This is a genomic window from Campylobacter sp. LR291e, assembly GCF_008633915.1.
In the GTDB taxonomy this organism is placed as follows: Bacteria; Campylobacterota; Campylobacteria; order Campylobacterales; family Campylobacteraceae; genus Campylobacter_D.
In genome coordinates this window covers 108,206-126,873 of sequence record NZ_VJNV01000026.1, presented here as the reverse complement: position 1 = coordinate 126,873, position 18,668 = coordinate 108,206, and the positions used below count along the sequence as shown (strand labels likewise).

Annotated in this window: 22 protein-coding genes; 12 read left to right on the top strand and 10 right to left on the bottom strand. The window is 29.5% G+C overall.

Annotated features, from left to right (window positions below):
• Positions 1 to 43 precede the first annotated feature (43 nt).
• Both FMM58_RS06225 and FMM58_RS06220 read left to right on the top strand, forming a co-directional pair.
• A complete protein-coding gene (locus FMM58_RS06225; RefSeq protein WP_150151876.1) occupies positions 44 to 580 on the top strand; it encodes a rhomboid family intramembrane serine protease in 537 nt (178 codons plus the stop codon).
• Entirely contained in the window at positions 577 to 1,071 is a 495-nt protein-coding gene (locus tag FMM58_RS06220; RefSeq protein ID WP_150151879.1) for a SixA phosphatase family protein, read from the top strand. The genes FMM58_RS06225 and FMM58_RS06220 overlap by 4 nt, the downstream gene beginning before the upstream one ends.
• Here the strand turns inward: FMM58_RS06220 and FMM58_RS06215 are convergent.
• The 5 genes from FMM58_RS06215 to FMM58_RS06195 are packed head-to-tail and all read right to left on the bottom strand — an operon-like array spanning position 1,061 to position 5,317.
• Entirely contained in the window at positions 1,061 to 1,981 is a 921-nt protein-coding gene (locus tag FMM58_RS06215; RefSeq protein ID WP_150151882.1) for a glycosyltransferase family 9 protein, read from the bottom strand. The two genes, FMM58_RS06220 and FMM58_RS06215, sit on opposite strands and share 11 nt — an antisense overlap.
• Before the next feature lie 42 nt (positions 1,982 to 2,023).
• Positions 2,024 to 2,779 carry a flagellin gene (locus tag FMM58_RS06210; protein WP_150151885.1) on the bottom strand — a complete coding sequence of 252 codons (756 nt, stop codon included), beginning with the start codon at positions 2,777 to 2,779 and terminating at the stop codon, positions 2,024 to 2,026.
• A gap of 34 nt (positions 2,780 to 2,813) precedes the next feature.
• Positions 2,814 to 3,284, bottom strand: coding sequence for a DUF4149 domain-containing protein (locus FMM58_RS06205; RefSeq protein ID WP_150141091.1), 471 nt, complete (start codon positions 3,282 to 3,284; stop codon positions 2,814 to 2,816).
• 51 nt (positions 3,285 to 3,335) lie between these two features.
• Positions 3,336 to 4,133: a HemK/PrmC family methyltransferase gene (locus FMM58_RS06200; RefSeq protein WP_150141089.1), complete on the bottom strand. Its 798-nt coding sequence runs from the start codon at positions 4,131 to 4,133 to the stop codon at positions 3,336 to 3,338.
• Positions 4,130 to 5,317: a M48 family metallopeptidase gene (locus tag FMM58_RS06195; RefSeq protein ID WP_150141087.1), complete on the bottom strand. Its 1,188-nt coding sequence runs from the start codon at positions 5,315 to 5,317 to the stop codon at positions 4,130 to 4,132. Before FMM58_RS06195 ends, FMM58_RS06200 begins: the two co-directional genes overlap by 4 nt.
• A 75-nt stretch (positions 5,318 to 5,392) precedes the next feature.
• On the opposite strand from FMM58_RS06195, the gene FMM58_RS06190 reads away from it, so the two are divergent.
• From FMM58_RS06190 to FMM58_RS06180, 3 genes are all read left to right on the top strand, one after another.
• Positions 5,393 to 5,575, top strand: a complete 183-nt coding sequence (locus FMM58_RS06190) for a molybdenum cofactor biosynthesis protein (protein WP_150141085.1) — start codon at positions 5,393 to 5,395, stop codon at positions 5,573 to 5,575.
• Positions 5,576 to 5,643: 68 nt separating this feature from the next.
• A complete protein-coding gene (locus FMM58_RS06185; protein ID WP_150141083.1) occupies positions 5,644 to 6,615 on the top strand; it encodes a hypothetical protein in 972 nt (323 codons plus the stop codon).
• Positions 6,615 to 7,271, top strand: a complete 657-nt coding sequence (locus FMM58_RS06180; RefSeq protein WP_150141081.1) for a DNA/RNA non-specific endonuclease — start codon at positions 6,615 to 6,617, stop codon at positions 7,269 to 7,271. The genes FMM58_RS06185 and FMM58_RS06180 overlap by 1 nt, the downstream gene beginning before the upstream one ends.
• Here FMM58_RS06180 and FMM58_RS06175 read toward each other — a convergent pair.
• From FMM58_RS06175 to FMM58_RS06160, 4 genes are read right to left on the bottom strand one after another with little or no spacing between them, the layout of a single operon-like run.
• The gene (locus FMM58_RS06175) at positions 7,260 to 7,868 is read right to left on the bottom strand and encodes a DedA family protein (RefSeq protein WP_150151897.1); all 609 of its coding nucleotides are present in this window, start codon (positions 7,866 to 7,868) and stop codon (positions 7,260 to 7,262) included. The two genes, FMM58_RS06180 and FMM58_RS06175, sit on opposite strands and share 12 nt — an antisense overlap.
• 15 nt (positions 7,869 to 7,883) lie before the next feature.
• Positions 7,884 to 8,393: a peptidylprolyl isomerase gene (locus tag FMM58_RS06170; protein ID WP_150151900.1), complete on the bottom strand. Its 510-nt coding sequence runs from the start codon at positions 8,391 to 8,393 to the stop codon at positions 7,884 to 7,886.
• A 10-nt stretch (positions 8,394 to 8,403) separates the two neighbouring features.
• Positions 8,404 to 9,108, bottom strand: coding sequence for a YebC/PmpR family DNA-binding transcriptional regulator (locus FMM58_RS06165; protein ID WP_150141075.1), 705 nt, complete (start codon positions 9,106 to 9,108; stop codon positions 8,404 to 8,406).
• Positions 9,109 to 9,159: 51 nt separating this feature from the next.
• Positions 9,160 to 9,609 (bottom strand): methylated-DNA--[protein]-cysteine S-methyltransferase, encoded by a 450-nt coding sequence (locus FMM58_RS06160; protein WP_150141073.1) that lies wholly within the window; start codon positions 9,607 to 9,609, stop codon positions 9,160 to 9,162.
• Between the two features lie 55 nt (positions 9,610 to 9,664).
• On the opposite strand from FMM58_RS06160, the gene FMM58_RS06155 reads away from it, so the two are divergent.
• From FMM58_RS06155 to FMM58_RS06125, 7 genes are all read left to right on the top strand, one after another.
• Entirely contained in the window at positions 9,665 to 12,211 is a 2,547-nt protein-coding gene (locus tag FMM58_RS06155) for a bifunctional aconitate hydratase 2/2-methylisocitrate dehydratase (protein ID WP_150141070.1), read from the top strand.
• Between the two features lie 117 nt (positions 12,212 to 12,328).
• Complete coding sequence (locus FMM58_RS06150; protein ID WP_150141068.1) at positions 12,329 to 13,552, top strand: ankyrin repeat domain-containing protein; 1,224 nt, start codon at positions 12,329 to 12,331, stop codon at positions 13,550 to 13,552.
• Positions 13,553 to 13,558: 6 nt separating this feature from the next.
• Positions 13,559 to 13,879, top strand: coding sequence for a DMT family transporter (locus FMM58_RS06145; protein ID WP_150141066.1), 321 nt, complete (start codon positions 13,559 to 13,561; stop codon positions 13,877 to 13,879).
• Complete coding sequence (locus tag FMM58_RS06140; protein ID WP_150141064.1) at positions 13,876 to 14,187, top strand: DMT family transporter; 312 nt, start codon at positions 13,876 to 13,878, stop codon at positions 14,185 to 14,187. The genes FMM58_RS06145 and FMM58_RS06140 overlap by 4 nt, the downstream gene beginning before the upstream one ends.
• A gap of 48 nt (positions 14,188 to 14,235) precedes the next feature.
• The gene (locus FMM58_RS06135; RefSeq protein WP_150151903.1) at positions 14,236 to 15,180 is read left to right on the top strand and encodes a cation diffusion facilitator family transporter; all 945 of its coding nucleotides are present in this window, start codon (positions 14,236 to 14,238) and stop codon (positions 15,178 to 15,180) included.
• Positions 15,170 to 15,364, top strand: coding sequence for a heavy-metal-associated domain-containing protein (locus FMM58_RS06130; protein ID WP_150141060.1), 195 nt, complete (start codon positions 15,170 to 15,172; stop codon positions 15,362 to 15,364). Before FMM58_RS06135 ends, FMM58_RS06130 begins: the two co-directional genes overlap by 11 nt.
• A complete protein-coding gene (locus FMM58_RS06125; RefSeq protein ID WP_150151906.1) occupies positions 15,364 to 17,490 on the top strand; it encodes a heavy metal translocating P-type ATPase in 2,127 nt (708 codons plus the stop codon). The genes FMM58_RS06130 and FMM58_RS06125 overlap by 1 nt, the downstream gene beginning before the upstream one ends.
• Here the strand turns inward: FMM58_RS06125 and FMM58_RS06120 are convergent.
• Positions 17,487 to 18,662: a MalY/PatB family protein gene (locus tag FMM58_RS06120; RefSeq protein WP_150180509.1), complete on the bottom strand. Its 1,176-nt coding sequence runs from the start codon at positions 18,660 to 18,662 to the stop codon at positions 17,487 to 17,489. The genes FMM58_RS06125 and FMM58_RS06120 overlap by 4 nt on opposite strands.
• Between the last annotated feature and the right edge of the window lie 6 nt (positions 18,663 to 18,668).

Below are 18,668 nucleotides of genomic sequence, written 5' to 3'. Positions count from 1 at the left end.
GTGAAATTTATAACAATTAAGGGATTTCTTTAAAAGGGTATTTTTGCTTACAAATTTTATAATTTTAATTAATGTTTTAATATATATTTTTATGCTTTTTTATGATGATGAATTTTATGTTTTACTAGGGCTTAATATCTTATTTTTTAAGGCAAATTTTTTCTGGCAGGTGTTAAGTACTATGTTTGTGCATGGAAATTTTATGCATTTATTTGTAAATATGGTGGTTTTATTTCAATTTGGTAGAATTTTAGAAAAATTTTTAGGTAGCTTAAAATTTTGTTTTCTATACTTTGTCGGTGGTTTGCTTTGTTCTTTTTTAAGTGCTTTTTATGTACTTTTTGATTATAATTTTTCCTTGCAAAGTACAAATTTAATCGGGGCAAGTGGGGCAATTTGCGTTTTGATAGGGGCCTTTGCTGCTATTGATAAAGAAAGCTTAAAGGGCTTAATTATAGCCGTTTTATTAATGAGTTTTGCACCCTTATTAATGGGTATAAATGTGGCTTGGTATGGTCATATTTTTGGCTTTGTTTGTGGTTATTTGTTGGCTAAATTTTATATCAAAGGAAAAAGATGAAAAAAATTTATTTATTAAGACATGCAAAGGCTGAAAAAAACGCCATTTGCGATGATTTTGATAGAAAAATTACACAAGAGGGCAAGGAAGACTTAAAACGACTTGCTTTTAGATTAAAAAATTATGACATAAGGCTTGATAGCATAATTTCAAGCTCGTCAAAACGAACAAAAATGACAGCAAAACGTTTTGCTAAGGCTGTGGGCTTTGATAGTGAAAATATAATTTATAAGGATGAGTTATATTTAGCTAGTACGAATGAAATTTTTACCATTTTACAAGCATTAAGCGATGATATAACAGAGGTTGCTGTAGTTGGGCATAATCCTGGAATCTGTGAACTTATCGAGTTTTTAAGTCCTTTATGTGTTGAAAATTTTGCAACTTCTGCTTTTTTATGCCTTGAATTTGATATAGTTAGCTTTAATGAACTTAGCAAGGATAGTGGTAGAGTGGTATTTTTCGAAAATGTAAGAGAGCTTAAAGCTTAAAATATTTATTAACCACATTTAAGGCAATATCAGGGGTTAAATCCTGCATACATTTATGGTGTTTTAAAGGACAGGTCCTTTTCATACAAGGCATACAAGGTAAATTTAAATGAATTATTTTAGCGTTTTCATTATTAAAAGGCGAAGTTTGTTTGAAATTTGTAGGACCAAAAAGTACTAGGGTTTTTATTCTATAAACTGTTGCAATATGCATAGGACCACTATCATTTGTTATAAAAAAACCAAGGCTTGAAATGTGTTCACAAAGTTCTTTTATGCTAGTTTTGCCACAAAGATTAAGCACATTTTTATTTTCTTTTTTAAGTAAATTTTCAATATCGTTGCATAGTTCTAATTCACTTTTAATGCCAAAAATTAAAATTTTATAGTCCTTAAAATGCGTAGCAAGAGTGGCAAAATACTCACTATTCCAACGTTTTGCACTGCCATATTTTGCACCAGGGTTTATGCCAAGGATTTTTTCATTTGTTTTAATTGGCTTTATAGGTAGCCATAAATTAAGATTTTTTACCTTTAAATTTAATTTTTTTTCTACGAAATAAATATATTTTAAAACTTGATGCATGTCTTTATTTTCATTTTTATCAAAATAAAATCTTTTTTTAGCCTTGATTAAATTTAATATAATCTTACTTGAAAAAGCAGAACGAAAAGAAAGGGCTAGGTCGAATGTTTCAAGTTTGTTTCTAAGTTTTAAAATTTGAGTATAACGTTTTTTTTCAGACACGATTATATCGCAGTTTGGCAAGCTTTTAAATAGTTCACAACTTGCAAAAGAACCATAAAGTACGAACTTAGCATCAACAAATTCATCAAAAATAGCCTTTAACGCAACGCTACTCATAACGCAATCGCCAAGCCAAGTAGGAAGATTAATAAAAATTTTCAAGTTAAAGCTTTTAATATATGGGGTAAGAGTCCCTTAGGACTCTTAATCGCCGATTAAGGCAGATAATTTAGTTTCTAAATTTAAATTAGATTGAGCCATCATAAAGGCGGCTGAATTTTCTTTAAGATAAGCAGTGTTAAGTTCAGTAGTATTAACGCCTAAATCATCATTTAATAAATTTGCCTCGCTACTTTTTGCACTTAGGCTATTTTGCACACTTGCGTTAATATTTGAAGTAATAGCATTAATACCTGCTCCTATTTCTGAACGCAATGAACTAAGTTGCTTTACAAAACTTTCAATGCTTTCTTGATTGCTAATATCTAAACCACTACTATCAATGCTATTTAAGCTAGTACTTTCTACTCCACTTCCTACGACAAAATTCATAGTTTGAAATACATTTTTACCATTATAAGTAGCGTTATTAAAAGAATCTTCAATGGATTGTTGCAAACGATTAGCCTCAGTTTGTAACATAGATTTTTGAGAATCATTTAAGACTGCATTATTCATTTGTACAGAAAGTTCGCTTAATCTATCAGTAGTTTCAGCAATGCCTGTTAAACTGGCATCAGCAATCTGTAAAACTCCAATTGCATCATAAGCATTTGCTATGCCTTGGTCTATAGTACTAGCTTGAGTTCTCAAAGAATCGGCAATGGCTAAATTTGCACCATCAACACCACTAATAGCCCTAATCGCAGCAATATTACCTAAAGCCTTGTCATAACTCTGTTGAGCATTATTAAGATAATAATTTTGTTGCAAAGCAGTTGCATCATTGTTAATCTTCATAATCTACTCCTTTTCGTGGTTTTATTAGATTATATCACTTTTTTGCCATTTTGTAGCTTAAAAAGTATAAAAACATTTGTGCGACAACGATTATTTTCATCACCACCTCACTAGCTGAGTGAATTTTTTGAAAATTTTCATCATTAATCATACTTTCACCAGCATTTTGTGTGCCAACTATGTAAGCAGTAAAATAAAAAACAAAACTAAGGCTTAAAACTAAGATAATGCTACTTAACATGAGACTTGAAAATTTAAGCTTGAAAGTTATTTTATTTGTAAAAAAATTAAATAATTCATAAATAAAATTTATAATACTTACCACTAGTAAAACATAGCCAAATTTAACGAAAATTTCTGTCATCATTAAACCACTTTGAAAATGTGTTAAAACATTGTCTCCTATTAAATTTTGTGGATAAAAAATAACAGGGGCTACCACTATGCCTAAGATTAATTCAATGCCAACTAAACTTGCTAATAAAAAAAGATTTATAGCTTTCATAAAAATATCCTTTTAAAAATTAATAATATTTATCATAATATATAAAGGTTTCTACTTGGTATTAATGGCGTAAAAAACCCTATCAAAATTATTTTCATCCTTGAAAAATTCTGCTTTAAAATGCTTTTTTTTAAGGATTTTTTTTAAAATTTCTTTTTGATCATGCCCAAATTCACAGGCTAAAAACTTAACCCTTTTTTTATAAGAAAAATCAATAATATCTTGCAAAATTTCATATCCCCTAACCCCTCCATACAAAGCCTTTTTAGGTTCGCTAAGTACCCATTTATCAAGCTTATAAGTATTTTTTATATAGGGTGGATTTGAAAAGATAAAATCAAAATTTCCCTTAATCTTTTTAAAATCCATTAAAACAAAATTTATTAAATGTGAAACTTGGTGTATTTTAGCATTTTTTTTAGCCATTTTTAAAGCTCTTTTGCTAATATCACAAGCAGTTATTTTACAATTAAATTTTTTAGCTAAAATTATACTTAAAATTCCACTTCCAAAGCCTATTTCTAGGATTTTTTTAGGTTTATATTTTTTATAAATTTCACATATTTTAAGCAATAAAATTTCACTATCATAGCGAGGTATTAAAATGCCTTTTTTAATCTTAAAATCAAGCCCATAAAAGTTAGCTTTTTTAAATAAATACTCAAAGGGCACCCCTTTTTTAAATCTTTTTATTAACTTAAAATAGGGCTTTTCATTAAATTCTTTATTTTCATTTAAAAAAAGCCAAGTTCTGTCTTTTTGCAAATACTCACAAAGTATAAATACAGCTTCTTCTTTGTGAGTATTTAGACTTGATTTTGCAAGAGTCAGGGCGTTTTTTATTGTCAATTTAAGGCCCTTAATCTATCGCTTATACTCGGGTGAGTTAAATGAAAAAAGGTATAAATTTTACTTGTTTTAACAAAGGCCTTATTTTCTTTTGCAAGGGCTATTAAGGCATTTTTCATATCTTCTTTTGAAGTCATTAAAGCCCCGTGTTCATCGGCCTTAAATTCATTTTTTCTACTTAAAAAATTTATTAAAGGTGATATAAAAAATACAAAAACTGGTCCAAATATAATTAAAAGCACGAAAACACCAGCGTTAACTTCGTTTAAATTACTTTCTTCATAAACAAAATTTGGCAAATGAGCAAAGATAAAAAAAAGCACAAAAAGCATTAAGGCACTGCTTGTTAATAATTTGATTAAATCTTTATGCACGAAATGCCCTAATTCATGTCCTAAAACTGCTATTAATTCTCTTTGATTTAAGGCGTTTAAAAGCGTATCAAATAAAACCACTCTTTTACTCTTAAAAAGCCCTCCAAAATAAGCATTTAAACGTTTATCTCTCTTACTTGCATCTATTACAAAAACGCCATTTGAGTTAAAGCCACAACGTTTCATTAAAGAAGAAATTTCATTAAGTAAATTTTCATCGTCAAGTTTTTGCATTTTATTAAACATAGGCACTATTATTAAAGGATAAATTATTTGTACGCATAAGATTATACAAAAGGCAAAAATAAAGGCAGCTAACCACCAAAAAGAAGCAAAAAAATCATAGCAAAAAAGCAAACCATAGATAATTAAAAAGCCAAAAATTATGAGTAAGATTAAAGATTTTATATTATCCACTATAAAAAGCTTTGTGCCTATATTTGAAAAGCCTTGTTTTTTGTTTTTTACAAATTGTTCGTAAATGCTTAAAGGAAGAGTTAAAAGGCTTAGTATTATAAGATAGATAAGCAAAAATAGGGTATTTTCAAGACGTGAGTTTTCTTGTATTAAAAACTCTTTTAAGTACAAAAAGCCAAAACTTAGCCATAATATATTTAAAAATAGGGTGTAAAGATTAGAAAATATATTGAATTTAGTGTTTTCAATGCTAATATTTGCAGCATTTATATAATCATTTTGACTTAAAATTTCAGCCTTTTTATCTCTTTCTTTTTTTAAAAAATTAAGTTGAATAAAATCAATACTTAAATAAACTAAGGTATATACACATAAAATAGTGATTAAAATCATTTTTTTCCTTTTTTTAAAATTTTTTGTGGAAATTTTAGCTAAAATTAATAAATCAAGATTTTATAAAGGTTGAAAATGTTTTTTAAAAAAGATAAAAAAAATGAAATGCAAAAACCAAAATTTAAGGCAAGTGATTTAATAATGGATGATAGACTTTATGAATTTACTCAAAAGATTAAAACACTTAGCAAGGACGAGGCAAGTGCTACCTTGTTAGCAAAGCAGTTAAGTAGATTAATCGAAGCTGATAAGATTTAATCAAGTTATTTTAGTGGCAAATTACTTACGTGCTCTATGTGAGATTTAGTTTAAAAATAAGGAATGTTATGAAAAAATTGTTATTAATTTGTGTTTTTGTACTTTGTGCGTTTGGTTTAGAAAGGGTAAGTTATAAAGAAATTTTAGACTTTGAAAATGCAAGGTTAAAAGAGGCTAAGGATAATAAAATAAATGATGCAAAATTATCTTTTATTCAAGCTACAAATAAAGAAGAAAGCTGTAAGATAGCTTATAGGGCTGATGAAATATATGCTAAGGGTTTTAATTTTTTTTGGGATGGGGTCTGCAAGGATGGCTTTGCTGATGGGCTTGGAGGACTATTTATAAAGGATAAAAGAGGAAGCTTTGTATTGCAACAAATCGTACAAAATTATACAAATGGTAAAGTAGAAGAATATTTTATTTGCGATTTTGAACACAATCTTTTTAAATTTATAGCAAATTCAAGGGCTAGTGAAAGTTATAAGCTTTTAAAAAATGATATTGTGGTAGAAAAAACTTTGATTGATGATTTAGCAATTTATAAAAGAATGGAGACCTTATTGTATGGCAAGATTACGCATTCAAAGGATTATTCAAATTTTTCTTATTTAGTGCTTGATTTAACACAAACCCTAAATTCTACAAATACGACAAAATACATTTTCACGCCTGTAAATTATGATTTTAGAAAGGATGGCTATGTGGTCTTGTTTCAAAAAAATGGCAAGCAAAATATAAGTTTTTATAAAGATGATGAAAAGCTAAAAGATATAGAAGTGGTTAAAGAATATGTTGATTATGCAAATGACATAAAAAATGAAATACAAACAAAGTTAAAAGGCATTGAAAGCCCTTTAAAAGTAGCTAAGCAAAGAGTGGAAGATTATAAAAAAAGAATTTGTAAAAATGATATAAAAGTTGATTTTGCAAGCGATGCAGAATATAAAGAAATTTGCGAACTTAACAACAACCTTAACAAAAGCAAAAAAGAATTAAGTGACAGAAGAAAAGAGATTAAAGAGGTCTTAAAAGAATAATGCGTAAATGCCTTTTTATCCTTTGTTTAGCCTTAAATTTAGCCTTTTGTAAATATGAAATGAGTGATGAATTTAAGCCTTTTTTTAGTAAAAAAAATTGTTCTTTAATCATGGATAAATATTTTTATGTAAATTGCTATGATTACGCATTTAAGGGCACAAAGGCTATAGCTTATGAAATTCTAGCTTTAAATTTATATAAAGAACAACTCAAAAAAAGACCAAAATTTGAAGATGATACAAACATCGCTAAAAAGTATCGCTCGTCCTGGTCTGATTATAAAAATAGTGGCTATGAAAGAGGTCATATAGCCCCAAATGCTTCTTTTTCTTATAGCGTTTATTCTCAAAGAAGCACCTTTTTAATGAGTAATATAACCCCACAAAATTCAAATTTAAACTCAGGCGTATGGGCTAAGATAGAAAAAAGGGCTAGGCAATTAGCTAAAAAATATAAAAGGGTGGAGGTGTTAAATTTAATTATTTATGATAAAAAACCAAAATTTATTAAAAATAAAATAGCCATTCCAAAGGCCTATGTTAAGGTGATTAAAACGCCAAAATTTAAAGAATGCTATCAAGTCAGTAACAAAGAACTTAAAAATCAAAATATTAATAAATATAAAAAATCTTGCAACGCCCTTTTAAATTTTTGATTTTTTAAAAGGCTTTTTAATCTTAATATAAATAATACTAGCAAAAAATACAAAAATTACAAGTGCTATTAAAATTTGCTTTAAATAAAGGGCTATTAATTCTTGATTTTCCCCTATAAAATATCCTAAAAAGGCTAATATACTTACCCAAATTCCACTTCCAGCAGCGGTAAAAATGATAAAATTTAAAAGCTTCATTTTTACAAGCCCAGCAGGCATTGAGATATATTGGCGAATTCCAGGTAATAAACGACAGGTAAAGGTTGAAAATTCGCCATTATCATTAAAAAATTTTTCAAATTTGGAAAATTTCTTTTCGTTAATGCCAAAATATTTACCAAATTTTAACACAAAATCTTTTCCCCAAAAAAAGCAAATATAATAATTTATTAATGCCCCAAATACCGAACCAAGCATTCCACATATTATACAAAGGCTTAAATTTAAATCCCCTTTGTGTGCTAAATAACCAGCAGGAATCATTACAACTTCGCTAGGAAATGGCACAAAGCAACTTTCAAGAGTCATTAAAAAGATAATGCCTACATAACCCCAATCGCTACAAAGTTGTACTAAAAAATCAACTATTTGTGACAAAAACTACCACCAAATTTAGCTATCTTCTTTTTTAGTTTCGCTTTTTTCTTCACTAAGTATGATAATATCTAAAATTTTATCCCCAGCCTTTATAGAATCAAGCGTTTTAAAACTTTCTTCATCTTTTCTATCAATTTGTCCAAAAACGGTGTGAACTCCATCAAGGTGAGATTGAGGACTATGAGTAATGAAAAACTGACTCCCACCCGTATCGCGTCCTGCATGTGCCATTGAAAGCGTACCTCTTAAATGCTTGTGTTTTTGTCCATCGCACTCACAAGCTATTTCATAACCAGGACCTCCAGTACCAGTTCCATAAGGACAACCTCCTTGGATAACAAAATTTGGTATCACTCTGTGAAAGGTTAAATTCTTGTAAAAGCCATCATTTGCTAAATTTGCAAAATTGCACACTGTTTGTGGGGCTTCCTCGCCAAAAAGTTTAAGCTTAATATCACCTTTTTCGGTCTTTATGATAGCAAATTTATACTCTTGTACCTTGCTAACATCAATTTCTTTAAGCATTTTTTCTCCTTTATTCTATATTTGTATAAACAGCACAAACATCATCATCATCATCTAATTTATCGATTAATTTTTCTATATCTATGAGTTGATTTTCATCAAAGTTAACAGGATTATTTGGTATAAATTCAAGCCCGGCTTTTTTAATTGTTAAATTCTTAGCACAAATTGCGTTACTAAGTTCTCCAAAGGCAGTGTAATCGCCTATTATTAATAATTCTTCATCTTGTTCAAGTTCTTCAAGTCCAGCATCTATTAAGTCAAGTTCTAATTCTTCTAAATCCCCGTTAAATTTTTCTAAATGAAAAACTGCCTTTCTTGAAAACATAAAACCTAAAGAACCATTTTGAAGTATCTCTCCTCCGTTTTTGCTAAAAATTGCCTTTACATTAGCAACTGTGCGAGTTGGATTATCACTCATGCACTCAACTATAATTAAAGCCCCGTGTGGTGCCTTTCCTTCATAATGAATTTGTTTAATATCAGCACTATCCTTACCACTTGCCCTTTTTATAGCAGCGTCTATATTATCTTTTGGCATATTATTTGATTTAGCAGTGGCTATCGCACTTCTTAATTTTGGATTCATTTCAGGGTCTATCCCACCTTCTTTAGCAGCTACTTGTATGGCCTTTGCAAGCTTTGGAAAAAGCTTACTCATCTTATCCCATCTAGCCTCTTTTGAAGCCCTTCTATATTCAAATGCTCGTCCCATTATTTTTCCTTAAATTTAAAAAATAAAAGTATATACTAAAAAAACAAATAATTAAATATTTTTTCTTTCAAGCTCTAATAAAAATTTCTTAAATTCAATACCTAAATTATAACCTCCAAGCCCGTTACTTGCAAGTACTCTATGACAAGGTATAAAAAGGGGCAAGGGATTATTTTTATTTGCATTGCCAACTGCTCTAAATGCTTTTGGATTTTGTATTTTTATAGCTATATCCTTATAAGTAGCAGTATGCCCATAAGGAATTTTTAGTAATTGTTTATAAACCTTTGTTTGAAAGTTAGTTGCATTTAAAAATAGGGTAGTTTTAAATTCTTTTAATTTTCCTTTAAAGTATAAATCAAGTTCATTCTTAGCAAAATTTAGTAAATCACAACTTGAATCTGAAAGCATTTTTTCACATTTTTCAATGCTTATTAGCTTATTTTCGTTGCTTTGTAGCAATAAGTAACAAAAAGGCGATTTATAATATAATTTAAACATTTTTTATCCTTTAAGTAGCTAAAATTATAACAAATTTTTTTGACAAGGAGTATAAATGTCTTTTATGCAAGAATATAGCAAGTTAGTAGAAGAAAGGGCGACCCAAAACATACCACCACTTCCATTAAATGCAGAACAAACAAAGGAACTTTGTGAATTGCTTAAAACAAATAAAGATGAAGAATTAGTAAGTCTTTTACAAAATAGAGTAAATCCGGGCGTTGATGATGCAGCCTTGGTTAAATGTGAATTTTTAGATTCTATTTTAAAGGGTAAAGTAAATGCACCAGCAATTGATAAAGATAAAGCCCTATCCATGCTTGAAACCATGCTTGGTGGTTATAATGTAAAGGTTTTAATCGATGCTTTAAAACAAGATGATACAGCAAAAAAAGCTGCAAATGTTCTTAAAAATATAATTTTTGTACATGATAATTTTCATACTATTGCTGAACTTAGTAAAACTAATGCTTATGCAAAGGAAGTTATTGAAAGTTGGGCAAATGCTGAGTGGTTTACTCAAAAAGAAAAATTACCTGAAAGCATTAAATGCGTAGTATTTAAGGTACCTGGCGAAACAAATACTGATGATTTAAGCCCGGCAAGTGATGCCTTTACTAGAAGTGATATTCCATTACATGCTAATGCTATGTTAAAGGTTAGACAAAGTGGTTCTTTAGAAAAGATAAAAGAGCTTAAAAAGTTAGGTCGAGAAATCGTTTATGTTGGCGATGTCGTAGGAACTGGTTCAAGTAGAAAATCAGCTATAAACTCAATTCAATGGCATTTAGGAAAAGAAATTAACGGCGTTCCAAATAAACATAGTGGCGGTATAGTTATGGGTTCAACAATAGCCCCTATATTTTTTAACACAGCACAAGATAGTGGGGCTTTGCCTATAATTTGTGATGTTAGCAAGCTTGAAATGGGTGATGAATTTGAGTTAAAAGTTTATGAGGGTAAAATTTTAAAAAATAATGAAGTAGTAAGCGAATTTAAACTTACACCAAATACTATCTTAGATGAAGTTAGGGCAGGAGGTAGAATTCCTTTGATTATAGGCCGTGGACTTTGTGCTAAGGCTAGAGAATTTCTAGGGTTAGAGAGTGAAAAAATTTTTGTTAAACCTGAACAACCAAAAGCTAGTAGTGGAGGATATACCTTAGCTCAAAAAATGCTTGGTCGTGCCTGTGGAGTTGAAGGAGTTAGGGCTGGAATGTATATAGAACCACTTACCTTAACAGTTGGTTCGCAAGATACTACAGGACCTATGACAAGGGATGAGATTAAAGAACTAGCTAGCCTTGGTTTTAATGCTGATTTTGTTATGCAAAGTTTTTGCCATACAGCTGCTTATCCAAAGGTAAGTGATTCAAATTTACATAAAACCTTACCTAGCTTTATGACAAGTAGAGGTGGGGTAAGCTTAAAGCCGGGTGATGGAGTAATTCACTCTTGGTTAAATCGTTTTGTATTGCCTGATACTGTTGGAACAGGTGGGGATTCTCATACAAGATTTCCTATAGGTATATCCTTTCCTGCAGGGAGTGGCCTTGTAGCCTTTGCAGCGGTGACTGGTTCTATGCCTTTAAATGTACCAGAAAGCGTTTTAGTACGTTTTAAAGGAGAATTACAACCTGGTATAACATTAAGGGATTTGGTAAACGCTATTCCTTATTATGCTATAAAAGAAGGGCAATTAACAGTTGAAAAGAAAAATAAGAAAAATATCTTTGCTGGAAAAATTTTAGAGATTGAGGGTCTGCCAAATTTAAAGGTAGAACAAGCCTTTGAATTAAGCGATGCCTCTGCTGAAAGAAGTGCGGCAGCTTGTAGCGTTGATTTAAGCGTAGAAAGCGTTAGCGAGTATATTAAATCAAATATAGTATTAATTGAGGCTATGATTGTTGCAGGCTATGAAAATAAAGCAACCCTTGCAAGACGTGCTGAAAAAATGAGAGAATGGCTAAAAAATCCTACTCTTTTAAGGGCTGATAAAGATGCAAAATATGCTTATGTTTTTGATATAAATTTAAATGATATAAAAGAACCTATCTTAGCTTGTCCAAATGATCCTGATGATGTGGCTACATTAAGTGAAATTTTAAATGATAGTAAACGTCCTAAGAAGATTGACGAGGTTTTTGTTGGTTCTTGTATGACAAATATAGGACATTACAGGGCTTTAGGAGAAATTCTAAAAAATAAGGGCATGATAAATACGCGTCTGTGGGTAGTACCACCTACAAAAATGGATAAGGCCCAACTTACAAGCGAGGGTTATTATAGTATATTTGGGGCTGCTGGTGCTAGGATTGAGGTGCCTGGTTGTTCTTTATGTATGGGTAATCAAGCAAGGGTTAATGATAATGCTGTGGTATTTTCTACTTCAACTAGAAATTTTGATAATAGAATGGGAATGGGTGCACAAGTTTATCTTGGCAGTGCTGAACTTGGTGCTGTTTGTGCCTTGCTTGGAAAAATTCCAACCCCACAAGAATATCTACAAATCGTTAGCGATAAATTAAGCGATGCCCATAAGGCAAATATTTACAGATATCTAAATTTCAACGAGATTAAGAATTTCAAACTTGAAAGCTAGATTTTAAACTTGAAATTTTAAGTCCCTTTGGGCTTGAAATTTCAAGCTATTTTAAAGTAATTTTAGCTTTAATTATAAAATGTTTTAATAAAACAAATAAATTTTTAAGGCTTTACTTTGAGAATTTTAACTATTTTATTTTTCTTTGTATGTTATTTAACAGCACAAAATATCACTTGTGAATACATTGAAAAAAATCCTACTTATTTAAAAAATGTAGATTATACGAATCAAAATATACAAAATATAATAGCAAGTTGTAAAAGTTCTTTTAAAAATCAAGCTTTTACTCAAAAACTTTATAAACTTGCAAATGATATTAGAGGTAGCAATAGTTCATGTTCTGGCATTTCTTACATGCCAAAGCTAAATCATTTTAATAGCTTACTCTTAGAATTTGCCCTTAATCCTAGAAGCTTAAATAATAAAATTTCAGAAGAAAAAAATAAAAAATTAAAGACTTATTTTCGCTATTGGGGTTATCAAACCATAGGAAATTATAGGCTTTATACGCAGTTTTGGAGTGAATACGAAAAAACCTTTGAAAAATTAAAACAATATTTTCAAACAAATTTTAGCTTTAATGCAAATGAAAATACCTTGTACGCAAATAATGTTTTAAATGAATTTTTAAACTGGGCAGTTGGGGAAACAAAGATTATAAGGGATATTTCGCCTATTTCAAAGGTCTTTGTAGATAAAAATTATAATCTTACGAAATTACAAGAATATATTTATAAAAATAACCCAACAAGAGAAGAATTAACCCTTGGTCTACATACTGCACTTTTAAAAGGAGTTTCAAAAGATAGTATAGAACTACTTTTACAAATGGGGGCACAACTTGAAGCAGGGTACGAAAGTGCTATTTTTTATGCCTTGGAAAATTATGAAAGTGTTAAATTTTTAATTGATGAGGGTGCAAATGTAAATTTTACAAATGTATTTGGAAAATCGCCCTTATTTTATGCTATTGAATTTGGACAAAAGGACATTGTAAGGCTTTTAATTGCAAACGGGGCAAATGTAAATCAAAAATACATAAACAATAACGAAAAATTAGCCCTTAGTACAAATAATACTAATGCTCCATATTTTATAACCTTTTGTGCCTTAGAACATACCTCAAAAAATGTTTTAATGCACGCTGCTGCTTATGGTGATGTTGAAATTTTAAAACTTTTGGTTGAAAATAGGGCATTGTTAAATGAGGTTGATGATTTAGGCTTTAATGCCCTTGACTTTGCCTTGGCTGCTAAAAAAGATGAAAATGTAAAGTATCTTTCAACTTTGGGTTTAAAAGCAACTGATAATTTATATTATGGCGGTACTTTAGAATAAGATTTTATGAAGTTAGCTTTTTTACTGCTTTTTCTTGCCATTGTTTTTGAAAGTATAGGCACAGCCTTTTTAAAGCTTGAAAATATGCTTTTTGCACTTACTCTTACTTTTATTTTTATAAGCATTTCTTATGTTTTAATGTGCTTTTCGTTAAAAAAAATTCCAGTAGGCGTAGCCTATGCTATGTGGGAGTTAATAGGAACTATATTTGTACTTTGCATAGCCTTTTTTATTTTTAATGAAAAATTAAGCAATACTCAAATTTTAGGAGTAATACTTGCAATAATTGGAATTTTAATGATAAATTATAAGGTTTTTAAACCATGAATTATTTTTTAATTATCATTCTTTCAGCCTTGCTTGATATATTTGCAAATTTAATGCTTAAAAAATCAAATGCCTTTGAAAATAAATTTATAGGAATTATCGCTATTTTATTAGCTGTATTAGCCTTTATAGCCTTATTTTTTGCTATAAAAATCATGCCTTTAAGCATAGCTTATAGCACCTGGGGTTGTATAGGTATAATTGGTACTTTTTTAGGTGGCTTTATATTTTTCAAAGAAAAGCTTGATATTATAGGCTTTTTAGGGCTTTGTTTGATTATTATTTCTGTATTGCTTTTAAATTTATAACTTTTCATTTAATAAAGCGTATTATAAGGCTTAAAAAAAGGAGATTTTATGCCAGAAATTTTACTTCATACACCATTAATTGATAGTTCTTGTAAGCACGAATACAAACATACTCACACACATAACCATAATCATGACGCAAGAAAAATGGATAAAAAAATTTTATTAATATCATTAATTATGACCTTTTCAATGATGATAGTTCAATTTATTTATGCCCTTTTATTAAATTCACTTGCCCTGCTTAGTGATACCTTGCATATGTTTTCTGATGTTTTTGCCCTGTCAATGAGCCTTTTAGCTATATTTGCCATACAAAAATTGCATAATAAAGAAAAAAGTTTTGGATATTTTCGCCTTGAAATTTTAGTAGCCTTTATAAATTCACTAACCATTATAGTTTCTGCAATTTATATCATTTATGAAGCTATTATTAAGCTTTTATATCCTGTTAGTATTGATGCAAAAAGCTTAATGATAATCGCACTTATTGGCCTTTTGGTAAATGCTATTAATGCCTTTATGATGCTAAGGGGTGCCAATTTAAAAAATATAAACATGAAATCGGCTTTTTTACACATGCTAAGCGATTTATTAGGTTCTTTGTTTGTGTGTATAGGTGGGGTGATTGTATATTTTACAAATTTTGTCTATATTGATACAATTTTAGCACTTATTTTATCGCTTTTATTGCTTAGATGGGCTATAATTTTACTTAAAGAAAGTGTAAATGTCTTGCTTGAGGCCTCTCCTATTAATACAAAAGAGGTTGAAAAAAAGATTTTAAGCCATAGAGAAGTTAGTGAAATTTTAGATTTACACATTAGTCAAATTACGTATAAAATGCTTATTGCAACTATGTATTTAAGGGTACATCTTAAAAGCCTTGATGAGTTTGAAACTTTGGCAAAAGAACTTTCAAGAGAGCTTTTACACGACTTTGAAATAGGGCATTGCACCATACAACCATTAAGGAGTAAAAATGAAATTTAAGGTAGCAAAGGTAAATTGCCAAAACTGCGTTAATCTTATCAAAAATAGCTTAGAAGATGATTTTGGTAAGATTGATATAAATTTAGAAGATAAAATTTTAAATGTTGAGATTAGCGAAAATGATATAGAAAAATTGTGCAAAGAGATTAAAGAGTTAGGATTTGAACTTTTAGAGCGTTTATAATGAAAGAACTTCGTCTTAAAATTGGCAAAATGACTTGTACTAATTGTAGTAACGGCATTGAAAAGGTATGTAAGAAGATTGATGGTGTTGAAAATGCCAGTGTTTCTTATATAAATTCAAGTGGTGTTTTTTTGCTAAGGGATGAAAATATTATTAATACCATAAAAAATAAAATCATAAGCCTTGGTTATGAAATTTTAGAAGATGAATTTGGACTTAATAAATTCAAGCAAAAAGAACTGAAAAAGCTTAAATTCAAGCTTTTTTTAAGTTTTACTTTAAGCATTTTAATAATGTATTTTGAAATGTTTGTAAGTGGTGAATTTTCTGCTTTGATACAGGGAATTTTAAGTATGTTTGTGATTTTTTATTGTGGAAAAGATTTTTTTAAACACGCTTTTTTAGGTGTTAAAAATAAAAATTTAGATATGAATACTTTGATAGTACTAGGAAGTTTAAGTGCTTTTTTGTATTCTTTAATGGCTTATTTTGGCTTATTTGGTGAAAATTCTCAACTTTATTTTAGTGGCGGGGCTATGATTATTAGCTTTGTTCTTTTAGGTAAGGTTATTGAAGAAAGCATTAAACAAAGGGCAAGTACTTATCAAAATAACTTAAATAAAATAAACGCAAATAAAACTCTAGTGCTTGATAAAAACAATGAATTTAAAGAAAGTTTAAGTTCTTTTGTCAATATAGGGGATGAAATTTTAGTAAAAGAAGGTCAGTGTGTGTGCGTTGACGGCGTTATTTTAAAGGGTCAAGCACAAATTGATATGAGTTTTTTAAATGGGGAATTTTTGCCAGTTTTAAAAAAAGAAAATGATAAAATCGAAGCTGGTAGTATTTTAATAAATGGAAATTTACACATTAGGGCTAGTAAAAAGGCCATGGATAGTACGCTTGAAAGGCTAAAAGACTTAGTTTTTAAGGCTAGTAGTATTAAAACGCCATTAACAAAATTAGTAGATAAAATTTCAGCTTATTTTGTTGGTAGCATTATAATAATCGCCCTTTGTGTCTTTATTTTTTGGCTTATAAAGGTAAATTTAAACTTAGCCTTACTTCATGCATGTGCCACGCTTTTAATATCTTGTCCTTGTGCGTTAGGACTTGCAACGCCTATAGCTTTAAGTTTAGCCTTTAGCAAAGGTGCTCGCAATTTTATACTCATTAAAAATCCAGTAGCCCTAGAACTTTTAAGCAGTATAAAACTCGTTCTTTTTGATAAAACAGGTACCCTAACCACTAATGATTTAAATATTTTTAAGCACAATTTAAGCGATGAAGATTTTAATAAATTAGCACAAATTGAAAGCCAAAGTTTTCACCCTATTGCAAAGGCTATTGTTAAAAAGGCAGGTATTAAGGAAAATAAACTTTTAGGAGAAAGTGAGGTTTTATTAGCAAAGGGTATAAAATATAGTGAAGAAGGCGAAATTTATATAAGTGGGAATGCTGATTTTTTGCAAGAAAATTATATAAATATTGATAAAACAAGAACTTTTTTAAATGAATTTGAAGAAAGGGCACCAACCCAGCTTTATTTTGCAAAAAATAAGCTTTGTCTTGGTGGACTTTGTTTTGAAAATTCCATTAAACAAGGGGCAAAAGAATTAATTTCTTATTTATATAATAAAAAAATTTCAAGCATTATTTTAAGTGGAGATAATGAAAAAAGCGTAAGTAAGATTGCTAAGGAACTTGGCATTAAAGAATTTTACTCAAAATTAAGTCCTGATGATAAGCTAAATTTTTTACAAAAATGCAAAAAAGAAGTTTTATTTATAGGCGATGGTATAAATGATGCGACCTGTTTAAGTAGTGCAAATGCTAGTATGAGTTTTGCAAAAGCAAGTGAGTTAGCTCAAAAATCAGGTGATTTTATATTAATGAAAGATGATTTAAGATTAGTTATATTTGCTTTTAAACTTGCAAATAAAACAAAAACTATCATTAAAGAAAATCTTTTCTGGGCCTTTATTTATAATACTTGTTGTATACCTATAGCAGCAGGGGCTTTGCCTTTTATTACGCTAAGCCCTCATATTGCTGCCCTTGCTATGTGTTGTAGTTCAATAACTGTTGTATTAAATTCGCTTAGATTAAAGGCTTTAAAATTTTAGTTAAGTTCTTTGATATTGATATTATTTTCATTACAATACAACTCAACCCCTCTTACAAGCCTTTTTAAGCCATCTTGTAATCTTTCTTTTTGAGTGGCTATATTTATGCGTATAAAGCTTTTTCCATTTTTACCAAAATCAATACCCTTTGATATAAAAAGACCTGTTTTTTCTCTTAAAAACGTGGCAAAATTCGTAGTATCCTTGCAAATTGCTGAACAATCAACCCATAGTAAATAAGTAGCATTTGAAGGTACTACCTTTAACGGAGTGTGCATTTTTATATAAATTTTAGCATAGTTTTTATTTTTAGCAATCACTTCATTTAAGGCATTTAGCCATTCTTCTTGCTTATAAGCACAAATACTAGCCTCAACGCTAAAAGCACCAATATCAGCGATTTTATCGGCATTAAAGGCAATATATATCTTTCTTTTTAAATGTGGATTTGCAGCAAAGGCACTTGCACTATGTATACTTGCTAGATTAAAGGCCTTGCTAGGCGAGATTAGAGTAATTGAGTTATGATTATCTATACTAGCAAAGGGAGTATAACTATCTTGAGTTATATCACAATGAATTTCATCACTTATCACTAAAACCTTATATTTTTTACAAAGTGTAGCGATTTTTTCTAAATCCTGTCTTTGCCAAATTTTACCTATTGGATTGTGAGGGTTACAAAGTATCATTATTTTAGTTTTTGAGTGTTTTAGTTTTTTTTCAAGATCTTTAAAATCTATCTTGTAAGCATTATTTTTATAAATTAGTGGATTTTCAAGCACCTTTCTATTATTAGCCTTAATACACTTATAAAAGGTCCCATAAACTGGGCTTTGTACTAAAATAAAATCATTTTTCTTACTAAATGCTTTAATAATTGAACAAATAGCAGGAACAACTCCATAAACAAAACAAATATATTCTTTTTTTAATTCTAAATTATGCCTTTTTTTCCACCAATCTATAATGCTTTGATAAAATTCATCATTTACGATTTTATAGCCATAAAGCCCACTTTTTGCACAATCTACTATTGTCTTTACAACTTCTGGTGCACTTTCAAAGTCCATATCTGCAACCCACATAGGAAGTTCGTTATCTAAGACATTGAATTTTAAAGAATTTGTATTAAGCCTATTTGTAAGCTTAGAAAAATCAAAATCACTCATTTTAAA

Coding starts and splice junctions, on each gene's coding strand:
- FMM58_RS06165 (WP_150141075.1), bottom strand. CDS start 9,108: ATGGGACGAGCATTTGAATATAGAAGGGCTTCAAAAGAGGCTAGATGG.
- FMM58_RS06210 (WP_150151885.1), bottom strand. CDS start 2,779: ATGAAGATTAACAATGATGCAACTGCTTTGCAACAAAATTATTATCTT.
- FMM58_RS06170 (WP_150151900.1), bottom strand. CDS start 8,393: ATGCTTAAAGAAATTGATGTTAGCAAGGTACAAGAGTATAAATTTGCT.
- FMM58_RS06120 (WP_150180509.1), bottom strand. CDS start 18,662: ATGAGTGATTTTGATTTTTCTAAGCTTACAAATAGGCTTAATACAAAT.
- FMM58_RS06140 (WP_150141064.1), top strand. CDS start 13,876: ATGAATTATTTTTTAATTATCATTCTTTCAGCCTTGCTTGATATATTT.
- FMM58_RS06185 (WP_150141083.1), top strand. CDS start 5,644: ATGAAAAAATTGTTATTAATTTGTGTTTTTGTACTTTGTGCGTTTGGT.
- FMM58_RS06155 (WP_150141070.1), top strand. CDS start 9,665: ATGTCTTTTATGCAAGAATATAGCAAGTTAGTAGAAGAAAGGGCGACC.
- FMM58_RS06160 (WP_150141073.1), bottom strand. CDS start 9,609: ATGTTTAAATTATATTATAAATCGCCTTTTTGTTACTTATTGCTACAA.
- FMM58_RS06145 (WP_150141066.1), top strand. CDS start 13,559: ATGAAGTTAGCTTTTTTACTGCTTTTTCTTGCCATTGTTTTTGAAAGT.
- FMM58_RS06125 (WP_150151906.1), top strand. CDS start 15,364: ATGAAAGAACTTCGTCTTAAAATTGGCAAAATGACTTGTACTAATTGT.
- FMM58_RS06220 (WP_150151879.1), top strand. CDS start 577: ATGAAAAAAATTTATTTATTAAGACATGCAAAGGCTGAAAAAAACGCC.
- FMM58_RS06195 (WP_150141087.1), bottom strand. CDS start 5,317: ATGATTTTAATCACTATTTTATGTGTATATACCTTAGTTTATTTAAGT.
- FMM58_RS06180 (WP_150141081.1), top strand. CDS start 6,615: ATGCGTAAATGCCTTTTTATCCTTTGTTTAGCCTTAAATTTAGCCTTT.
- FMM58_RS06135 (WP_150151903.1), top strand. CDS start 14,236: ATGCCAGAAATTTTACTTCATACACCATTAATTGATAGTTCTTGTAAG.
- FMM58_RS06130 (WP_150141060.1), top strand. CDS start 15,170: ATGAAATTTAAGGTAGCAAAGGTAAATTGCCAAAACTGCGTTAATCTT.
- FMM58_RS06205 (WP_150141091.1), bottom strand. CDS start 3,284: ATGAAAGCTATAAATCTTTTTTTATTAGCAAGTTTAGTTGGCATTGAA.
- FMM58_RS06190 (WP_150141085.1), top strand. CDS start 5,393: ATGTTTTTTAAAAAAGATAAAAAAAATGAAATGCAAAAACCAAAATTT.